At 48.4% G+C, this 18,510-nt stretch carries 19 protein-coding genes and 1 tRNA gene; 7 read left to right on the forward strand and 13 right to left on the reverse strand.

Annotated features, from left to right (window positions below):
- Nucleotides 1-62: 62 nt before the first annotated feature.
- Nucleotides 63-147 (reverse strand) — tRNA-Leu (locus tag AC6I8Y_RS15000).
- A 192-nt stretch (nt 148-339) separates the two neighbouring features.
- On the opposite strand from AC6I8Y_RS15000, the gene AC6I8Y_RS15005 reads away from it, so the two are divergent.
- Nucleotides 340-813 (forward strand): RDD family protein, encoded by a 474-nt coding sequence (locus AC6I8Y_RS15005; protein WP_394153335.1) that lies wholly within the window; start codon nt 340-342, stop codon nt 811-813.
- Nucleotides 814-894: 81 nt separating this feature from the next.
- Here AC6I8Y_RS15005 and pgi read toward each other — a convergent pair whose 3' ends face one another.
- Complete coding sequence (gene pgi, locus AC6I8Y_RS15010) at nt 895-2,547, reverse strand: glucose-6-phosphate isomerase (protein ID WP_394153333.1); 1,653 nt, start codon at nt 2,545-2,547, stop codon at nt 895-897.
- A 303-nt stretch (nt 2,548-2,850) separates the two neighbouring features.
- Here pgi and AC6I8Y_RS15015 point away from each other — a divergent pair, with 303 nt between their 5' ends.
- Nucleotides 2,851-3,273, forward strand: coding sequence for a secondary thiamine-phosphate synthase enzyme YjbQ (locus AC6I8Y_RS15015; RefSeq protein WP_498020440.1), 423 nt, complete (start codon nt 2,851-2,853; stop codon nt 3,271-3,273).
- Between the two features lie 117 nt (nt 3,274-3,390).
- On the opposite strand, the gene alr is transcribed toward AC6I8Y_RS15015, so the two are convergent.
- A complete protein-coding gene (alr, locus tag AC6I8Y_RS15020) occupies nt 3,391-4,482 on the reverse strand; it encodes an alanine racemase (RefSeq protein ID WP_498020441.1) in 1,092 nt (363 codons plus the stop codon).
- 12 nt (nt 4,483-4,494) lie between these two features.
- Nucleotides 4,495-5,889 carry a replicative DNA helicase gene (locus AC6I8Y_RS15025; RefSeq protein WP_156111084.1) on the reverse strand — a complete coding sequence of 465 codons (1,395 nt, stop codon included), beginning with the start codon at nt 5,887-5,889 and terminating at the stop codon, nt 4,495-4,497.
- Between the two features lie 178 nt (nt 5,890-6,067).
- On the opposite strand from AC6I8Y_RS15025, the gene AC6I8Y_RS15030 reads away from it, so the two are divergent.
- The gene (locus AC6I8Y_RS15030) at nt 6,068-6,838 is read left to right on the forward strand and encodes a DUF481 domain-containing protein (protein ID WP_234495086.1); all 771 of its coding nucleotides are present in this window, start codon (nt 6,068-6,070) and stop codon (nt 6,836-6,838) included.
- 105 nt (nt 6,839-6,943) lie between these two features.
- Here the strand turns inward: AC6I8Y_RS15030 and rplI are convergent, their stop codons facing one another.
- From rplI to kefG, 8 genes are all read right to left on the reverse strand, one after another.
- On the reverse strand, nt 6,944-7,396 hold the full coding sequence (rplI, locus tag AC6I8Y_RS15035; RefSeq protein WP_042477246.1) for a 50S ribosomal protein L9: 453 nt from the start codon (nt 7,394-7,396) through the stop codon (nt 6,944-6,946).
- Between the two features lie 30 nt (nt 7,397-7,426).
- Nucleotides 7,427-7,654: a 30S ribosomal protein S18 gene (gene rpsR, locus AC6I8Y_RS15040; RefSeq protein ID WP_000090472.1), complete on the reverse strand. Its 228-nt coding sequence runs from the start codon at nt 7,652-7,654 to the stop codon at nt 7,427-7,429.
- A gap of 77 nt (nt 7,655-7,731) precedes the next feature.
- Entirely contained in the window at nt 7,732-8,121 is a 390-nt protein-coding gene (rpsF, locus tag AC6I8Y_RS15045; protein WP_498020442.1) for a 30S ribosomal protein S6, read from the reverse strand.
- 188 nt (nt 8,122-8,309) lie between these two features.
- On the reverse strand, nt 8,310-9,251 hold the full coding sequence (locus AC6I8Y_RS15050) for an isoaspartyl peptidase/L-asparaginase family protein (protein WP_394153328.1): 942 nt from the start codon (nt 9,249-9,251) through the stop codon (nt 8,310-8,312).
- An 85-nt stretch (nt 9,252-9,336) separates the two neighbouring features.
- Nucleotides 9,337-9,924, reverse strand: a complete 588-nt coding sequence (slyD, locus tag AC6I8Y_RS15055) for a peptidylprolyl isomerase (RefSeq protein WP_042477236.1) — start codon at nt 9,922-9,924, stop codon at nt 9,337-9,339.
- 118 nt (nt 9,925-10,042) lie between these two features.
- Nucleotides 10,043-10,246, reverse strand: a complete 204-nt coding sequence (locus tag AC6I8Y_RS15060) for a YheV family putative zinc ribbon protein (protein WP_042477233.1) — start codon at nt 10,244-10,246, stop codon at nt 10,043-10,045.
- Between the two features lie 33 nt (nt 10,247-10,279).
- The gene (gene kefB / locus AC6I8Y_RS15065; RefSeq protein ID WP_252012651.1) at nt 10,280-12,076 is read right to left on the reverse strand and encodes a glutathione-regulated potassium-efflux system protein KefB; all 1,797 of its coding nucleotides are present in this window, start codon (nt 12,074-12,076) and stop codon (nt 10,280-10,282) included.
- The gene (gene kefG, locus AC6I8Y_RS15070; protein WP_252012653.1) at nt 12,060-12,674 is read right to left on the reverse strand and encodes a glutathione-regulated potassium-efflux system ancillary protein KefG; all 615 of its coding nucleotides are present in this window, start codon (nt 12,672-12,674) and stop codon (nt 12,060-12,062) included. Before kefG ends, kefB begins: the two co-directional genes overlap by 17 nt.
- Before the next feature lie 300 nt (nt 12,675-12,974).
- Here kefG and AC6I8Y_RS15075 point away from each other — a divergent pair, with 300 nt between their 5' ends.
- Both AC6I8Y_RS15075 and AC6I8Y_RS15080 read left to right on the forward strand, forming a co-directional pair.
- Complete coding sequence (locus AC6I8Y_RS15075; RefSeq protein WP_234495082.1) at nt 12,975-14,897, forward strand: ABC transporter ATP-binding protein; 1,923 nt, start codon at nt 12,975-12,977, stop codon at nt 14,895-14,897.
- Nucleotides 14,894-15,373, forward strand: a complete 480-nt coding sequence (locus tag AC6I8Y_RS15080; protein WP_394153323.1) for a TIGR02444 family protein — start codon at nt 14,894-14,896, stop codon at nt 15,371-15,373. The genes AC6I8Y_RS15075 and AC6I8Y_RS15080 overlap by 4 nt, the downstream gene beginning before the upstream one ends.
- On the opposite strand, the gene AC6I8Y_RS15085 is transcribed toward AC6I8Y_RS15080, so the two are convergent.
- The gene (locus tag AC6I8Y_RS15085; protein ID WP_394153321.1) at nt 15,363-15,959 is read right to left on the reverse strand and encodes a LysE family translocator; all 597 of its coding nucleotides are present in this window, start codon (nt 15,957-15,959) and stop codon (nt 15,363-15,365) included. The genes AC6I8Y_RS15080 and AC6I8Y_RS15085 overlap by 11 nt on opposite strands.
- Nucleotides 15,960-16,086: 127 nt before the next feature.
- Between AC6I8Y_RS15085 and AC6I8Y_RS15090 the strand changes: the two genes are divergently transcribed.
- Nucleotides 16,087-17,475: an aminotransferase-like domain-containing protein gene (locus AC6I8Y_RS15090; protein WP_394153319.1), complete on the forward strand. Its 1,389-nt coding sequence runs from the start codon at nt 16,087-16,089 to the stop codon at nt 17,473-17,475.
- A complete protein-coding gene (locus AC6I8Y_RS15095) occupies nt 17,472-18,449 on the forward strand; it encodes a hydrolase (protein ID WP_498020443.1) in 978 nt (325 codons plus the stop codon). Before AC6I8Y_RS15090 ends, AC6I8Y_RS15095 begins: the two co-directional genes overlap by 4 nt.
- Nucleotides 18,450-18,510 lie beyond the last annotated feature (61 nt).

Consider the following 18,510-nt stretch of genomic DNA (forward strand, 5'->3'; position numbering starts at 1 on the left):
ATTTGTGATAGGTCCAGATACAACAAAGCCCCGACTTTCGTCGAGGCTTTATCGTTTAAATATGGTACCGGTGGGCGGACTTGAACCGCCACGCCCGAAGGCAACGGATTTTGAATCCGTCGTGTATACCAATTTCACCACACCGGCATCTTTGGACTAACGTCCTTTGATGTTTGGCATTATACGTAAGCATTTAGATCGCGCAAGAGCAAAACGCTGAATCTTCTATTGTTTGCTGCTATTTTCACCACAATGTGAAGCAATGCGATGAGCAAGGCTTTCCCCCTGGCATTGAAATCGCTATGCTGTGGCAAGTTTAAGTTATGGAAGTTTGTCTCAATGGAAACCCAATCTCTCCCACCTGCAGGATTCTTTCGCAGGCTTGGTGCGCTGTTCTACGATAGCCTAATTATTCTTGCTGTGGTCATGATGGCTGGCGGTGTTGTTGTTGCGGTAATGGAAGCTCTGGTTGCTGCCGGGCTTATCTCCTACGCTCCTTATGCTGATGCCAGTGATCTTCTAGGAAATCACCCGTTTTGGAGTCCTGTGTACACCGCTTATCTCGCGTTTGTTTGGATCTACTTTATCGTATTCTTTTGGACCCGAGCAGGTCAGACGCTTGGCATGAGAGCCTGGAAGATTGAAGTGCAGAACCTTGAAGGCGGTAGAATCACTGTGACTCAAGCGCTTATTAGACTCGCGACGTCTGCTTTTGGACTATCAAACCTTGCCGTTCCTATCGACCCGCAAAAGCGTGGCTTTCACGATATTTGGGCAAAAACTAAAGTCGTGGTGTTACCAAAAGTGAAATAGCGCTTTTACCGAAAAAAGTTTATAGAGAAAGAAACAAAAAAGGTGCCGATAGGCACCTTTTTTAGTTATGGCTTTCAATGATTACGCTTTGAACGCTTTAAATGCATTGATTAGACCGTTGGTTGAGCTGTCGTGAGACGAGATTTCGCTGTCGTCTGCTAGCTCAGGTAGGATTTGGTTAGCCAGTTGCTTACCAAGCTCTACACCCCATTGGTCAAAGCTGAAGATGTTCCAGATAACACCTTGAGTGAAGATCTTGTGCTCGTACATCGCGATTAGGTTACCCAGAGTACGAGGTGTGATTTGCTTCACTAGGATTGAGTTAGTTGGGCGGTTACCTTCAAAGATCTTAAATGGTACGAGATCTTTCACTTCTTCCGCACTCTTACCTGCTTTTGCAAATTCTGCTTCTACTGTCTCTTTAGACTTACCGAACGCGAGCGCTTCAGTTTGTGCGAAGAAGTTAGACATTAGCTTCTGGTGGTGGTCGCTTACTTGGTTGTGAGAGATCGCAGGTGCGATAAAGTCACAAGGGATAAGCTTAGTGCCTTGGTGGATTAGCTGGTAGAACGCGTGCTGACCGTTAGTACCGGGCTCACCCCAGATGATTGGACCCGTTTGGTAGTCTACTGCGTCACCGTTACGGTCAGTAAACTTACCGTTAGACTCCATGTTGCCTTGCTGGAAGTACGCAGCAAAGCGGTGCATGTATTGGTCGTACGGTAGAATCGCTTCTGATTCAGCGCCGTGGAAGTTGTTGTACCAAATACCGATAAGAGCAAGCAGTACTGGGATGTTGCTTTCTAGATCAGTCTCAGCAAAGTGCTTATCCATCTCGTGAGCACCTGCTAGTAGCTCAACAAAGTTGTCGTAGCCAACCGCTAGGATGATAGAAAGACCGATTGCAGACCAAAGTGAGTAACGACCGCCGACCCAGTCCCAGAACTCAAACATGTTGTCTGTGTCTATACCAAACTCAGCAACAGCCGTTGCGTTAGTCGATAGCGCAGCGAAGTGCTTAGCAACGTGTGCTTCATCTGATGCAGACGCTAGGAACCAGTCACGTGCAGAGTGCGCGTTTGTCATGGTTTCTTGAGTCGTGAATGTCTTAGAAGCGACCAAGAATAGCGTTGTTTCAGGATCAACTTTCTTCAGAGTCTCGGCGATGTGAGTACCATCAACGTTAGACACGAAGTGCATGTTTAGGTGGTTTGTGTATGGCGCTAGCGCTTCAGTCACCATGTAAGGACCAAGGTCAGAACCACCGATACCGATGTTTACAACGTCAGTAATGGCTTTGCCAGTGTAACCTTTCCAATCACCAGAGATGATGCGCTCAGAGAAGCCTTTCATCTTCTCTAGAACCGCGTTTACCGCTGGCATTACGTCTTCGCCATTCACCATGATTGGCGTGTTGCTGCGGTTACGCAGTGCAACGTGAAGAACAGAACGACCTTCCGTTTGGTTGATGGTATCGCCTGCAAACATCGCTTTGATTGCGCCTTTAAGCTCAGTCTCGTTCGCTAGAGCAAAAAGGTTCTTCATTGTTTCTTCGTTGATTAGGTTTTTTGAGTAATCAACAAGAATGTCAGAGCCGAAGCGTGTAGAGAATTTGCCAAAGCGGTCAGCGTCTTGTGCAAATAGCTCTGCTAAATCCATATCTTGCGCAGATTCAAAGTGCGCTGTCAGTGCTTTCCAAGCTTCAGTTTGCGTTGGATTGATGTTTTTCAACATGGTCTCTATCCCAATTTTTAGTCGGTTTTATTCCCAATCCCCCCAAGGAAAAGGAACCCCCAGTTTAGCGAATAATAAACAGTATATTCTAAATACAGACGAGTGCCTTTGATGATCACTCGTCGTTACAATCTTGTATGTTGTTCACAAAGCCGTGGCTTTGTTTAGTAATAAATTTTCAGGCGTAATTATGAACCAGAGCGCCTGTACGCTCCTTGAGTTAGGTCACGTATCGGTTCACAATGTAAACAAATTTAGTAAACACCTTATATATGCATAGCACTATAATACAGAGGAGTGATTATGTGGCAACAAAAGACCCTTTACCTCAGCGCGAAAAAACGCGGTTTTCACCTAATCACTGATGAAATTGAACAACAATTACCACAACTGAGCGACTACTCTGTAGGTTTGCTACATCTTTTCATTCAACATACCTCAGCAAGTTTAACCCTGAATGAAAACGCTGACCCAACGGTGCGCACGGACATGGAGAGCCACTTTAACCGCTACGTACCTGAAAACGCTCCTTACTACCGACATACCTATGAAGGGAGTGATGATATGCCTGCACATATTAAAAGCTCATTGCTTGGTGCGAGTGTGTCAATTCCCATTAGTCATGGCCGATTAGCTTTGGGAACATGGCAGGGCATTTACTTAGGAGAGCATCGAGATTTTGGTGGTGAGCGCCGAGTGATTGCGACGTTGCAGGGGCAGGCTTGAGACAAGACCCATGTTGGGTCTTGAAATCGCGGTGAGAAGATCCCTGCCTGCGCAGGCGCTCGGCTAGTGGGATGACGACATAATAAATGTGGGCTCGTGTGTTTAGGAGACTAGAGGCTAACTTTTATCGCTGTAGCTCATTTCGACACGTGAAGTCAATTTGGTCACTAGTTCATAAGCGATAGTACCGATGTGGTCTGCAACTTCTTCAGAAGGTAGTTCTTCGCCCCACAAGATGGCTTCATCACCTACTCGGTCTAAAGCATCTGGTCCTAGGTCCACGGTAAGCATATCCATCGATACGCGCCCCGCGATAGGCACTTTTCTACCATTCACCAATACCGGGGTTCCATTAGGGGCCGTGCGTGGATAGCCATCACCATAACCGATCGCAATCACACCCACTTTGGTGTCTCGCTCGCTGGTCCAGGTAGCACCATAACCAACACTCTCACCTTTTTTCACGTCACGGACGGCAATCAGATGAGACTTTAGGGTCATCACAGGCTTAAAGCCCATATCGGCCGCTGTTTTATCACCAAATGGAGACACACCATACATAATGATGCCTGGGCGAACCCAATCGAGCTGGCTTGATTGCCACTCTAGCAGGCCAGCAGATGCTGCCATTGAGCGTTCACCATTGCAGCCTTCGGTAAGCGAGAGAAACAGCTCAATCTGCTGTTTCGTCATTGGGTTATCAAGCTCATCGGCACAGCCAAAGTGGCTCATATAACGAAGCGGTTTCGCTACGTTATCGCAGCGATGTAGACGCTCGACAAACTCTTGATATTGCTCTTCACGAACGCCAAGGCGATGCATGCCACTGTCGACTTTAAGCCAGACAACAACCGGTCCTTCTAACTCAGCCTGCTCCAACGCATCCAGTTGCTCGTAACAATGAACCACAGTTTGAATATTGTTGGTAACCAATACTGGTAAATCGTTCGCCGAATAAAACCCTTCTAACAACAAGATAGGCTTTACAACGCCGCTCGCTCTTAGCTGCAGTGCTTCCTCAATACGCGCCACACCAAAGGCATCCGCACCCTCAGCATTCTTAGCAATGTGCCTTAAGCCATGACCATAGCCATTTGCCTTAACCACAGCCATCACTTTGCTGTTTGGCGCTTTTTGCTTAATGCGCGCTAGATTATGAGCCAACGCATCTAGGTTGATATGCGCTGTCGCTGCTTTCATGTAACTCATGCCGAACCCTTACTATTCTTCATCAAACGCAGGACCGGAGTAGTTATCAAAGCGAGAGAATTGACCTTGGAACGTCAAGCGCACCGAACCGATAGGACCGTTACGCTGCTTACCTATGATGATTTCCGCAATCCCCTTGAGTGCACTGTCTGGGTGATATACCTCATCGCGGTAGATGAACATGATAAGGTCGGCATCCTGCTCGATAGAGCCCGACTCACGAAGGTCCGAGTTTACCGGGCGCTTATCAGCACGCTGCTCCAAGGAACGGTTAAGCTGAGACAGCGCCACAACAGGCACATTCAACTCTTTCGCCAACGCTTTAAGAGAGCGAGAGATCTCAGCGATCTCTAGGGTACGGTTGTCAGATAAAGAGGGGACACGCATCAACTGAAGGTAGTCGACCATGATGAGGCTAAGACCGCCATGATCACGGGCAATTCGACGAGCACGCGAGCGAACTTCTGTCGGAGTCAAACCTGAACTGTCATCAATATACATGTTCTTCTTTTCCATGAGCATGCCCATGGTGGTGGAGATTTTTGCCCAATCCTCATCATCAAGCTGACCGGTACGGATCTTGGTTTGGTCAACACGAGAAAGCGAGGCGAGCATACGCATCATGATCTGTTCTGAAGGCATCTCGAGTGAGAAGATAAGGACAGGCTTGTCGCTCGACATCGCCGCATTCTCACACAGGTTCATTGCGAACGTGGTTTTACCCATCGAAGGACGCGCCGCAACGATAATCAAGTCAGAGCCTTGTAGACCTGCAGTCTTCTTGTTTAGGTCATTAAAGCCCGTGGTCACGCCTGTCACACCGTCTTGCGGTGTTTTGTAGAGGATCTCAATACGCTCTAAGGTTTTTTCTAGAATGTTATCGACGTTTTGAGGGCCTTCGTTTTCATTGGTGCGGTCTTCAGCAATCTTAAAGACTTTACTCTCCGCCATGTCGAGAAGGTCTTCTGATGAGCGACCTTGAGGGTCATAGCCAGCATCAGCAATCTCATTCGCCACACCAATCAAGTTGCGCACCAAAGCACGCTCAGCCACGATATCCGCGTAGGCATTGATATTGGCTGCACTTGGCGTGTTCTTCGCCAAATCCGCTAGGTAAGCAAAGCCACCCACATCATCAAGCTGCTCTCGAAGCTCTAGATGCTCAGAGAGAGTAATCAAGTCAAGAGGGTGATTCTCTTCGAGGATCGCTTGGATACCTTCAAATATCAAACGGTGTGGTCGACTATAAAAATCGCTACTGATGACTTTTTCTGCCACGGTATCCCAACGCTGGTTGTCCAGCAGCAAACCACCTAAGACCGATTGCTCCGCCTCTAAGGAGTGAGGAGGAACCTTCACTGAGTCCACTTGAGCATCTTTACTTTTTTGATTTCGGATATCCGCCATGACCTTACTCGATAACACACTAAGACCCACCATTATATACTCAAGTAAGTGTGGGCTAAAGCAAAGAAAACGCGACTAAAACGATGAATCATGAATCAAAATTTGACCTATCGCTGACGATGAACGAATATGCGACACATATAATCCCCTGCCCATTTCCCCATGCCATGAGGTTTTCGTGTCCAAGAAGTTGATATTTAGTTTAGTGCTGCTTGCTTCGCCGGCGATCTATGCTGAAGAGTTCACGCCTTCTGGTGACAACGAAGACACACCACCCTCACCTCTAAAAACTGAAGTCGAGTTTGGCTATCAGGCGCACTCAGGTAATACCGACTCTCAATCGCTAAACGCTCGTGTTGGCGCTGAATATACTGAGGGTAGACACCGTACCAATGGTGAGTGGAAGTACTATCAATTGTACAAAAATGGGGAAGAGGACAAGAACCAACAAAACTACTTGCTGCAGAGCGACTATAAGTTGGGTCCGAGGACCTATCTATACGGAAACTATAACGGTTTTACGTCTCGCTACAGCTCTTACTTTGAAGACCATACCGTTTCAGGCGGTTTTGGTTACCAGTTATTTAATACAGATTCAGTTTTGCTTGAAGCCGAATTTGGCCCAGGCTTTCGTTATCAAGAGCCTAACGTTGATGAAATCGATGATGATGAGATCATCTTCAAGGATATTGTGAAAGAAGCCATTGTGCGCGGTAACATTAATTTCTCTTGGAACCCACTGGATAACCTAACGGTCGCCACCAAACTTACTGTCACTGCAGGTCAAAGCAACACGCGTATGGATACGGAGTTAAACGTCACCAACGACATTACCGAGACCATCGCCCTTAAGCTTGCTTATGACAGTAAATACCATACCAAGGTACCTAGCCCTACCTTAAGCAAACGCGATTCAATCTTTACGGTTAATCTACTTTTCGCTTTCTAGCTTTCTAGCTTTCTATCAAAGACAAACTTGGTCTTAATCTAATAGAAAATGAGCAAAAAAAAACACCAGCCGAGGCTGGTGTTTTTCGTGTTCTTGTAACTGAAATTACTCAGCAGCAACAACTTGTAGTGCGATTTGCGCGAAAACTTCAGAGTGAAGTTGAACGCTGATCTCGAACTCACCAGTTGTACGTAGAGCACCTTCAGGAAGGCGAACTTCGCTCTTAGCAACTTCAACGCCTGCAGCAGTGATTGCGTCAGCGATGTCACGAGTACCGATAGAACCGAATAGTTTGCCTTCGTCACCAGCTTTAGAAGCGATAACAACAGCTTCTAGAGCGTTAACTTTTTCAGCACGAGCTTCAGCAGCAGTTAGTTGCTCAGCAACTTTAGCTTCTAGTTCAGCGCGACGAGCTTCGAACATTTCAACGTTAGATTTAGTTGCCATTACAGCCTTACCTTGTGGGATAAGGAAGTTACGAGCGTAACCAGATTTAACATTAACTGTATCGCCAAGACCACCTAGGTTACCGATTTTATCAAGTAGAATAACTTGCATTGTTTAATCCTCTTTTCTAAACGGTGCCGATTACTGATGCTTATCAGTGTACGGAAGTAGAGCTAGGTAGCGTGAACGCTTGATAGCGCGCGCTAGCTGACGCTGATATTTAGCGCTTGTACCAGTGATACGGCTAGGTACGATTTTACCAGCTTCAGTGATGTAGTTTTTAAGAGTTGCTACGTCTTTGTAATCAATCTCTTGAACGCCTTCTGCAGTGAAACGGCAGAATTTACGACGACGGAAGAAACGAGCCATGGGCTATCTCCTGATCTAAATTAAAGTCTTGATGTCGGTAATGGATAACCACTACCAAGTACTAAGTGAGTAACGAATTACTCTGCAGATGCTTCTGGCTTAGCTTCTGTACGCTCTTCACGACGTGGAGCGCGCTCAGAACGCTCTTCTTTCTGCTTAAGCATGATAGAAGGCTCAGTGATCGCTTTTTTAGTACGCATGATCATGTTACGTAGAACTGCATCGTTGAAACGGAAAGCAGTTTCTAGCTCATCAATAGCTTCTTGTGGCGCTTCAACGTTCATTAGAACGTAGTGAGCTTTGTGAAGCTTGTTGATTGGGTAAGCCAGTTGACGACGACCCCAGTCTTCTAGACGGTGGATAGTACCGTTAGCTTCAGTGATAGAACCAGTGTAACGCTCGATCATGCCAGCAACTTGCTCGCTTTGATCAGGGTGCACCATGAATACGATTTCGTAATGACGCATTGGTTGCTCCTTACGGATTATTAGCTTCCACGTTTGGCTCGGTCGTCCAGAGGAAGCAAGGAACTAATAAAAAAGACCGAGAATTAAGGACCGCGAATGTTACAGAAAGGGCGGACAATAAGCAAGCAATTTTAGAGGTGAAACAACCGCGGAAATTGTCCAGTGCTGTTTAGGCGCAAAAAGCCTTGCTATTCATCAGCATAAATCTTCACCGTTAATGCCCCGTCCACGCCAACAGCGGCTCGATACATACCAGAACTGTTCATCGCAAAGTGGACATCGCCGTTGGCATCAATGGCGATCAAGCCGCCCTCTCCGCCCATCGTTTTCAGTTCACCTTGAATAATGGTCTCAGACGCCGTGTGTACATCTTCATCGAGATAACGCATGCGTGCTGCCACCTCTCCCGCCACCGTTTTGCGAATAAAGTACTCGCCCATACCTGTGGTTGAAACCGCGACATTATTGTTCTCAGCGTAGGTACCCGCACCTATGATGGCGGTATCACCCACACGACCATATTTCTTATTGGTTACACCGCCGGTACTGGTCGCTGCGGCGAGGTTGCCCTGCTTATCAAGCGCGACCGCACCGACTGTGCCGTATTTCTTATCATCGGGGTATTTGGATTCTGATAGCGCAAACAGCCCTTTTTCTTTCATCGATTGAAGCTGTTCATAGCGCCTCTCAGTAAAGAAGTAATCTTGTTCGGTGTAGTCATGACCTTGCTCAAAAGCAAACTTTTCCGCGCCTTCGCCAATTAAGAGCACGTGATCACTATCGCGCATCACATCACGAGCAAGCGCAATCGGGTTTTTGATATGCCTAACACCCGCCACAGCACCCGCATCTTGCTGCGCGCCGTGCATCACAGATGCGTCCATCTCCACCATCTCGTCGTGCGTCAATACCGAGCCTTTACCCGCGTTAAAATGGGGCGAATCTTCCATCACCTTTACCGCTGCAACCGTGGCATCGAGAGCATCACCTCCTGCTTCAAGAACCGCAGCGCCCGCCTGTACCGATTTACTCAATGCATCCAGTATCTCTTGTTTGAGCTCATCACTCATCTGCGTTTTTAAAATCGTACCGGCACCACCATGAATAGCGATAGCAAAAGGCTGAGTCATACATCACTTCCTTATTATTCGTTCTGTTTCCAAGTACTATAAACGACAAAGGCCTCCCAATGGGAGGCCTTTGAAAAGCGTGTGATTAGTGAGAACCACAACCGCCGCCACCGCAGCAACCGTCTTCTTTCTTCTCACCGTGGCCTTCGCCACCACAACAGCCACCTTCTTCACCGTGACCTTCGCCGCCACAGCAGCCGCCGTGCTCAGCTTTATGAATGTGACCGTGCTCGATCTCTTCTGCTGTTGCTTCGCGAAGTGCAACCACTTCAACGTCAAACGTTAGCGTTTGGCCCGCTAGCATGTGGTTACCATCAACCACAACTTCATCGCCGTCTACCTCTGTAACTTCTACAGGGATTGGACCTTGGTCAGTATCCGCTAGAAAACGCATACCTACTTCAATTGTGTCAACGCCTTGGAATACGTTAGCTGGAACACGCTGAACTAGCGCGTCATTGTGCTCGCCGTACGCTTCTTCTGGAGAAACAGTTGCAGTGAACTTGTCGCCTGCTTCTTTGCCTTCAAGTTCCTTCTCTAGGCCAGTGATTAGGTTGTTATGGCCGTGTAGGTAATCTAGAGGTGCTTCTACAGTTGCTTGGTCAACAACCACACCGTCTTCAGTTTTTACTTGGTACGCTAGGCTTACTACTGCGTTGTTAGCAATTTTCATGGATACTCCAAAGGATTGGCACTAAGACTAGACATTTAACTTCGCCTAATCTTATAAAAACAATGCCGCCGTTAGGCGGCGTGTGAGCATATTATGGGGATAGAAAATAGAAACTCAATCATTCCGGCTTAAAAATGCCGATTAATTCTTCATCACTTCGTTCAGATTTTTCTACAGCTTTAGGGGTTCGCTGCTCAGTGAACTCGCAATCCACGCACTCTACCCACTCAACATTATTTTCGATCCACCAGCGTAGGCTGTCTTGCGTGGAACATTTCGGGCAGCTTGCCCCTGCGATAAATCGTTTCTTAATACTGCTCATGTTACTTCCTACTATCCAGACGACTCTCGTCACCTAATCCCAAAAGTTTCGGGACTGGCGGTCGTTTTCCATTTCACGGCCAAAGATCTCTTCGAGCTCTTTACGAGCTTCTTTTGAGCGCTGCGCCAGTTCTTTGTCTTCACTGTGTTGCGGCAACAACTCCTTGAGCATGGCATTATCCAGTTTTTTAAAGTGCGCTTCTGCGCGTTTGGCCTCATAAGGGTGAAATCCTAGCTCAATCAGCGCCTGACGCCCTAAGTCAAGCGCCCCTAAGAAGGTCTCTCGAGAATAGCGATCTACCCCGTGGTTCATTAACTGATACGCTTCTACTCGGCTGCGAGCTCGCGCCAGCACCTTAAGCGACGGGAAGTGCTGATGACACATATCCACCACTTCCATAATCTCTTCTGGAGAATCCGTGCAGACGATAATGGCTTCCGCTTTATGGGCACCTGCTGCCCTTAATAGGTCTAGCTGTGTAGCATCACCATAAAACACCTTATAGCCGTACTTTCTCAGCAGATGAATTTGGCTCGCGTCACTCTCTAGTACAGTGATTTTGACCTTATTGGCGTACATCAAGCGACCAACAATTTGTCCGAAGCGACCGAAGCCCGCAATGATGACTCGTGGCTGCCTATCTTCAACATCGGTTTTAATGGTGGTTTCTTGCTCTTGATTGAGTGATCTCTCAAACCACTTTTTCTGTCCCATCAAAAGCAGTGGCGTGGTCACCATGGATAAGCTCACTACGACCAACAAGAAAGCCGACTCTTCAGCAGGCAACAGACCCTGAGCGCTGGCAGCAGTGAAAATAACGAATGCAAACTCACCACCTTGACTCAAAATAGCCGCCATCTTACTGCGCGCTTTCGGGCGAATACCAAATAGACGCGCCAACACATAAAGCAGCAAGCCTTTGATAACCACTAGAGAAACAACCGCAAGTAGAACCTTAAGTGGTTCAGAGACCAGTAGCCCTAAATTGACTGCCATGCCCACAGCGATAAAAAACAGACCGAGCAACAGACCTTTGAAGGGCTCAATAGCTATCTCTAGCTCGTGGCGATACTCACTCTCTGCAAGTAGCACCCCAGCTAAGAAGGTGCCAAGTGCCATCGATAGACCCAGCTTTTGCATGAAGGCGGCAATACCCACCACCAGCAGCAGCGCCGCCACGGTAAACAATTCACGTACGCCGCTCATCACCACATAGCGAAATAATGGTCGAATGAGGTAATGACCACCAATGAGCAGCGCAAGTACGCCGGCGAGCATCCATAATATGTCATCCCAGTTACCTGCTGTGTTACCTGCCAGTACCGGAAGCAGCGCCAACATAGGGATCACGGCGATATCTTGAAATAGCAGTACTGCAAAACCAGACTGACCCGTTTCGCCGCCCGCCAAACCCTGCTCTTCTATCACCCGCAGTGCAATCGCAGTGGAGGACAGGGCTAACGCCATCCCTATGGCTAGGCTTGTCTGCCATGTGAGCCCAAACAGCGAGGCGATGGCGGACAAGACTAAGGTGGTGACTAAGACCTGCGCACCACCAAGGCCCAGTATCGGTACCCGCATCTGCCACAGTTTCTTGGGGTTTAGCTCGAGACCAATTAGAAACAGCAGCAGCACCACGCCAAATTCAGCAAAGTGAAGGATCTCATCCACATCACTAATGAGACCGAGCCCCCATGGACCAATCGCCACACCCGCCAGCAGGTAACCCAGCACACTTCCTAACCCAAAACGCTGGGCAATCGGCACAGCCACCACCGCCGCCGAAAGAAATATCACGCTGCTCTGTAGAAAATCATTCGCCATTGCCATCAGCCGCCTCCTTTACCGCAAGCGACGACATCATTAAAGACTCATCGAAGGGGTGCATCAGCCACTGCCTGTAAAGCTCAGCATGCTGATAGCGATCCATGTCATCCACACGGCGAGACCAGTAGAGAACCAAAGGCTCCATCCAGTGCATTTTGCACAAGGCTGCGCTGAGCTCAAACGGCTGCAATATCTGCTCAAGTGGGTACTTGTTGTAGCCAGACTGGCTAAAGGCCGACTCTTTACCGCCTGTCGTGATCACGCTGCGCCAATACTTACCTTCTAAGGCACAATCATCTCCAAACGCAAAGCCTTTGCCCAGAACTCGGTCAATCCACTCTTTGAGCAGCGATGGGCAGGAATACATATAAAGTGGATGCTGAAACACAATCACATCGTGCTCAAGTAGCAATTGATGCTCAGCATTGACGTCAATAAAGAAATCAGGGTACAGGGCATATAAATCGCGCAGGGTGACATTATCCAAGGATTGGATTTTTTTGAGCATCACCTGATTGGCGATAGAGTTTTGCGGCTCTGGGTGCGCATAGATCACCAGAACTTTTGGGGATTGGTTTGAGTGTTGTAATTCTGACGTCATTCCTTGAAAACCATCTCCATACTTACGGCTTCGTAAACTGCTCTCTCGTAACATCGAGAGTCAGTCACTCTTGTTTACCCTAATCTTTAAGGGTAGACAGTGATGATTGTTATTGAAATCATTCTGTTTTTGTTATCAGTTTGTTCCATCATATACCAAACTTCACCGTTCGTGCAGGTTAGTTTGCCCCTGATTGCCTTGCTATTTATGACTTCTCACAAGGGATAATGATCGACATTTCGCTGCTTTCCCCATAGTATTCGTGGGTCGAAAATTCAATCACTAGCTAGTTGTTTCCTTATGATCACCTTCTCTGATATTCAATTGCTTCGCGGCGGTAAACCACTGCTCGACCAAGCCTCTGCCACCATTCACCCTGGTGACAAAGTGGGTCTAGTCGGCAAAAACGGTTGTGGTAAATCCACTCTTTTTGCGCTGCTCAAAGACGAACTCTCCATTGATGCAGGCTCTTTTAGTCAGCCAGCCCATTGGGAGCTAGCTTGGGTTGCACAGGAAACCCCAGCACTTGAGCGCACCGCGATTGAATACGTAATTGATGGCGATCGTGAGTACCGTGCACTGGAACAAAAGCTAGTCGACGCCGAGCAGCAAGACAACGGCACTCTGGTTGCTGAGCTGCATGGCAAAATCGAGGTCATTGGCGGCTACAGTATCCGTGCTCGCGCAGCAGAGCTTCTAGATGGTCTTGGTTTTAGCCAAGAGCAGATGACGTGGAATCTGACCCAGTTTTCGGGTGGTTGGCGTATGCGCCTTAACCTCGCGCAAGCGCTATTGTGCCGCTCAGACCTACTGCTGCTCGATGAGCCTACCAACCACTTGGACTTAGACGCCGTCATGTGGCTTGAGCGCTGGCTACAAAGCTACCCTGGTACACTGGTTTTGATCTCGCACGACCGAGACTTCCTTGACCCAATTGTCGGCCGCATTATCCATATCGAGAATCAACTGCTAAATGAGTACACGGGTAACTACTCCTCATTTGAAGAGCAGCGCGCGCAAAAACTCATCTTGCAACAGGCTCAATACCAGAAGCAGCAAAAGCAGATGTCGCACATGCAGAAGTACATCGACCGCTTCCGCTACAAAGCATCGAAAGCACGCCAAGCGCAAAGCCGTATTAAAGCGCTAGAGCGTATGGAGAAAGTGCTCCCAGCTCAATTTGATAACCCATTTAGCTTCGAGTTCAGAGAGCCTGCGGCACTGCCAAATCCAATCATCATGATGGATGACGTTTCGGCGGGTTACGACGACAACATCATTCTTGAGAAGATCCGTCTAAATCTGGTTCCAGGTAGCCGAATTGGTCTATTGGGTCGTAACGGCGCTGGTAAATCCACGCTGATCAAACTGCTGTCAGGCGAGCTTGGGGCGAAAGGGGGCGATCTTAATTACTCTCAAGGCGTGAAGATTGGTTACTTTGCCCAGCACCAACTTGAAACCCTGCACCCAGAAGAGACACCGCTGCAACATATGATGCAAATCGCACCGCAACATACCGAGCAGCAGCTTCGTGACTATTTGGGTAGCTTTGGCTTTCAAGGTGACAAAGCGCTTGAAAAAGTCGCGCCGTTCTCTGGTGGCGAGAAAGCCAGGCTGGTGTTAGCGCTTGTCGTGTGGCAAAAGCCAAACCTATTGCTGCTCGATGAACCGACCAACCACCTTGATCTGGATATGCGCCAAGCCTTAACGCTTGCACTGCAAACCTTTGAGGGTGCCATGGTCATCGTCAGCCACGATCGCTACCTACTACGCGCCACCACGGATGACTTGTACCTAGTGCACGACCGTCAGGTAGCACCATTTAATGGTGACTTGGTGGACTACTATAAGTGGCTGACCGAGCAGCAAAAGATCGAGCGTAAAGAGGCTCAAGCCAATGAGCCAGACAAAACCTCCAATAACAGTGCAGCAGCAAAGAAAGAGCAAAAACGTAAAGACGCTGAGTTTCGTAAGCAAACCGCGCCAATTCGCAAAACACTGACAAAGCTTGAGGAAAAAATGGATAAGTTATCCGCCCTCATCGCTGAGGCAGAGGAGCAATTGTCTGATACTTCTCTGTATGATGCGGAAAATAAAGCTAAACTTAATGAAGTACTTGCCAAGCAAGCCTCCAGCAAATCCGAACTTGAAGAAGTCGAAATGGACTGGATGGCGCAGCAAGAAGTTCTTGAGCAGATGGAACAGGAATTCAATCAGTCATGACCCGCGAGCACGCATCTTCAAACCTCACTTTTGATCACCTATGGCAGTTCAGCCTGCAATACTATGGGGTGCGTGAGGTAAAAGAGGCGTGCTTAAATCTGCAAAATCACTACCACGGCAACGTCAATCTGCTGTTGCTACTGAAGTGTCTGGACGAACAGGCACTTCGCTTAAATGCCGAGGATTGGCATCACGTACAATCCAGTCTTGGCCGCACGGAAAAACTGCTGCATCAATTTCGTGATATTCGCCGCCAACTCAAGCACAGTGTGGTTGATAGTCTCTATCGTGAAGCGCTTGAGTTTGAACTTAGCCTTGAGAAGCAGCAGCAATCCGACCTTGTTGATTGCATTAATGCGTTAACGCTCAGCCCGAAACAAGGTGAAGCACTCGTACTCGGCTACTGTCGCCAACTTGGCGCTGAGCATCTCGGGCTTATCTTTGCCAAACCCGTCAGCGAACTCGCTACCAAATAAACACCACACATGACGCAGTAAGCAGTGCCATACTGGAATTAAAGCGACGCCATGCCGTGGGTGTTGCCAGCCAGCGGCGAATAAAGGTGCCAAAGCCAACCCATACCGATGACGTTTGTATCTGAACCAGCAAAAAGATCACTGAGATCCCAACCAGCGACCACCAATAGTAGTCACCGCTCAATGCAAACGAACTCACGGCGGTTACGGACATCACCCAAGCTTTTGGGTTCAAATATTGGAATGTCATGGCTTCAAAGCAGGTCATAGGTTTGGCTTTGCTATCGGACTCTCCCTTATTGATCCCAGCGGTCAGAATTCGCCAAGCCAAATACAGCAAATAGGCGCTGCCCAGCCATTTGAGAACTTCCTGAACCATAGGGTAGGTTTGGAAGATCATGCCGAGACCTGCACCATTCAATAGGATCAAGCTGATCAGACCGAGGCCAATTCCAAGAAAGTGCGGGATCGATCTAACATAGCCAAAATTAGCGCCCGACGCCGTTAACATGACATTGTTAGGACCCGGCGTCCCCGTCATGACCACAGCAAACAATGCCACTGATAGCAAAAATGACCAATCCATCCTTTTTCTCCTGTTGCCATAAAATTGTATCGGTACAATTTTCACAAATACGTTGATTTATTGTTAATGAGAGCTCAGAATAACCCTAACAAAGCCATAAAATAGACGCAAAGGATTTATTGTCACCATGACAATCGAGACAATTACCGTATTCAAGCAAGATCCAGCGCCGATCTACAAGCAGATCGCCGATCAGATCGCCACAATGATCGAAGAGGGCGATCTTGAAGCAAACAGTAAGTTGCCTACCCACCGCTGGCTTGCAGACAAGCTCGGTGTCACGGTAGGCACGATTACTCGAGCGTATGCGGAGGTAGAGCGAAGAGGCTTAGTAGAAGCAAAGGTGGGGGCTGGCACCTATGTCTCCGATACTAATAGACCTAGCTGGGTATTCGAGCAAAGTACGGTGGCACAAGGCGAAATGAATTTCGGCTATAACATTCCGCCTCTGCTCGACAGAGGCGATATGCTGAAACAAGCCATGCAGCGCATCTCAAGCTCGAACTCGCACCTCAACCAACTAATGCTCTATCAGCCGCCCGCTGGACTCGATGCACACCGCAGCATCGTTGCCAAATGGCTCAATGAAAAAGGCATCAAGCTCGCCGCCCATAGGATGCTGTTTAGTTCAGGCGCTCAGCATGCGATTCAGATGGTGCTCGACACCTTCACTCGCGCAGGCGATACCGTCTTAGTGGAAAAGTACACCTACCCTGGCGTGATTAGCTTGGCACGTCAGAATCAGTTGACGCTCAAGGGCGTAGATATGGATGAGTTCGGCATCACGCCAGAGTCTCTAGAGGTATGCTGCCAGCGCTACTCTCCGCGTTTTATCTACTTAACGCCCACGCTGCAGAACCCAACCACCGCCATTATGCCTGAAGAGCGCCGCCGCGATATCTTGCGTATCTGTGAGTCCTATGATGTCTACGTGATTGAAGATGAGATCAACAGTCTGCTGCTAGAACAAGCGCCAGCACCTATGGTGAACTTCGCGCCTGAGCGGGTTATCCATATTGGTGCTTTCTCTAAATGTCTCGCACCGGGTTTGCGAGTGGGTTATGTGAGCGCTCCAGAAAAACTTCATCAGCACCTAGTGATGACACTGCAAAACCACAGCTGGATGATAAGCCCGCTGCTCACAGCACTCACCTGTGAGATGCTGACCTCAGGTGATGCTGAGCGTAACCTCACCATCATTCACAATGAGATGAAAAAGCGCATCGCTGTTGCAGTAGACGCACTGAGCGAGTTTGACCTTCGTTACCAGCAAGGTGGGTTTCATGTTTGGCTAACTCTACCTGAGCACTGGCGACTGAGTGAGTTTGTCAGCAGAGCAGCAGAGCAAGGGGTTATCGTCAAATCGGGCGAGCTATTCGCACCTCCTGGCAGTTCAGTCGCGCCTGCGGTGCGCTTGTCGCTGAGCTCACCTCAAACGATCGAGCAGCTACAATTAGGCGTAGATACTTTAAAAACATTACTACAATCCAATCCCGTAAGTGAATTTACGTTATGAGCAGCAAACACTTTATCGCCGCCAAGGGGCTAGCCAATCCACACATCCAAACGCTTATCCCACGCTTTGTGCGTCGCAAAGCGCTGTTTGAGCCAATTTGGGAAACGCTCGACACCCCAGATGGAGATTTTGTCGAGTTGGCATGGAGTGAAGATCCCCATGGAAAAAGTGCCCAAGGCAAGCCTGTGTTCATTTTATTCCATGGCTTAGAAGGGTGCTTTTACAGCCCCTATGCAAATGGACTGATGCACGCCTTTGCTAAGCAGGGCTGGCTGTCCGTCATGATGCATTTTCGCGGCTGTGGGCCGAATCCGAATCGACTTGCCAGGGCTTATCATTCCGGTGAGATTGGTGACGCAAGACAGTTCATTGAGCTTTTGGATCATCGTTACCCAAATAGTAAAAAGGTTGCCATAGGCATTTCCCTTGGCGGCAATATGCTCACCAACTATCTTGCGCACTATGGTGATGATACTAAGCTGAATGGCGCAACCGTCATCTCTGCCCCGCTCGACCTCGCAGCGTGCGCAAGACGTATAGAGCAAGGCTTCTCTAAGGTCTATCGCTCTTACCTGCTCAGCTCAATGAAAAAGAATGCGCTTAACAAACTCCATCTACTGAGCGAAGTCCTCGGGCTGACCGAAGAGCGCATCAAGAACATGAAAAAACTCTACGAGTTCGATGATTTGATCACAGCACCTCTGCATGGATTCAAAGATGCCGATGACTATTATCAGCGCTGCTCTGGTCTACCTCGCCTACGAGAAATCACGGTACCGACTCAGTTTATTCATGCCAAGGATGACCCCTTTATGACACACGAGGTCATTCCAAACTTTACACTTCCAAACCATATCGACTACCAATTGCTTGAACGTGGTGGTCATGTCGGTTTTATGACTGGCAGTCTCAGGCGCCCGCGTTTTTGGTTAGAAGAGACCCTGCCAAGTTATTACCAGCATCTGATTGACTAGCCAAAAAGAGCAACCACTCCCTTTGTGAATCAGCAGTGGTATAATCGTGCGGTCATAGAAT

Source organism: Vibrio sp. KUL78 (genome assembly GCF_059725505.1).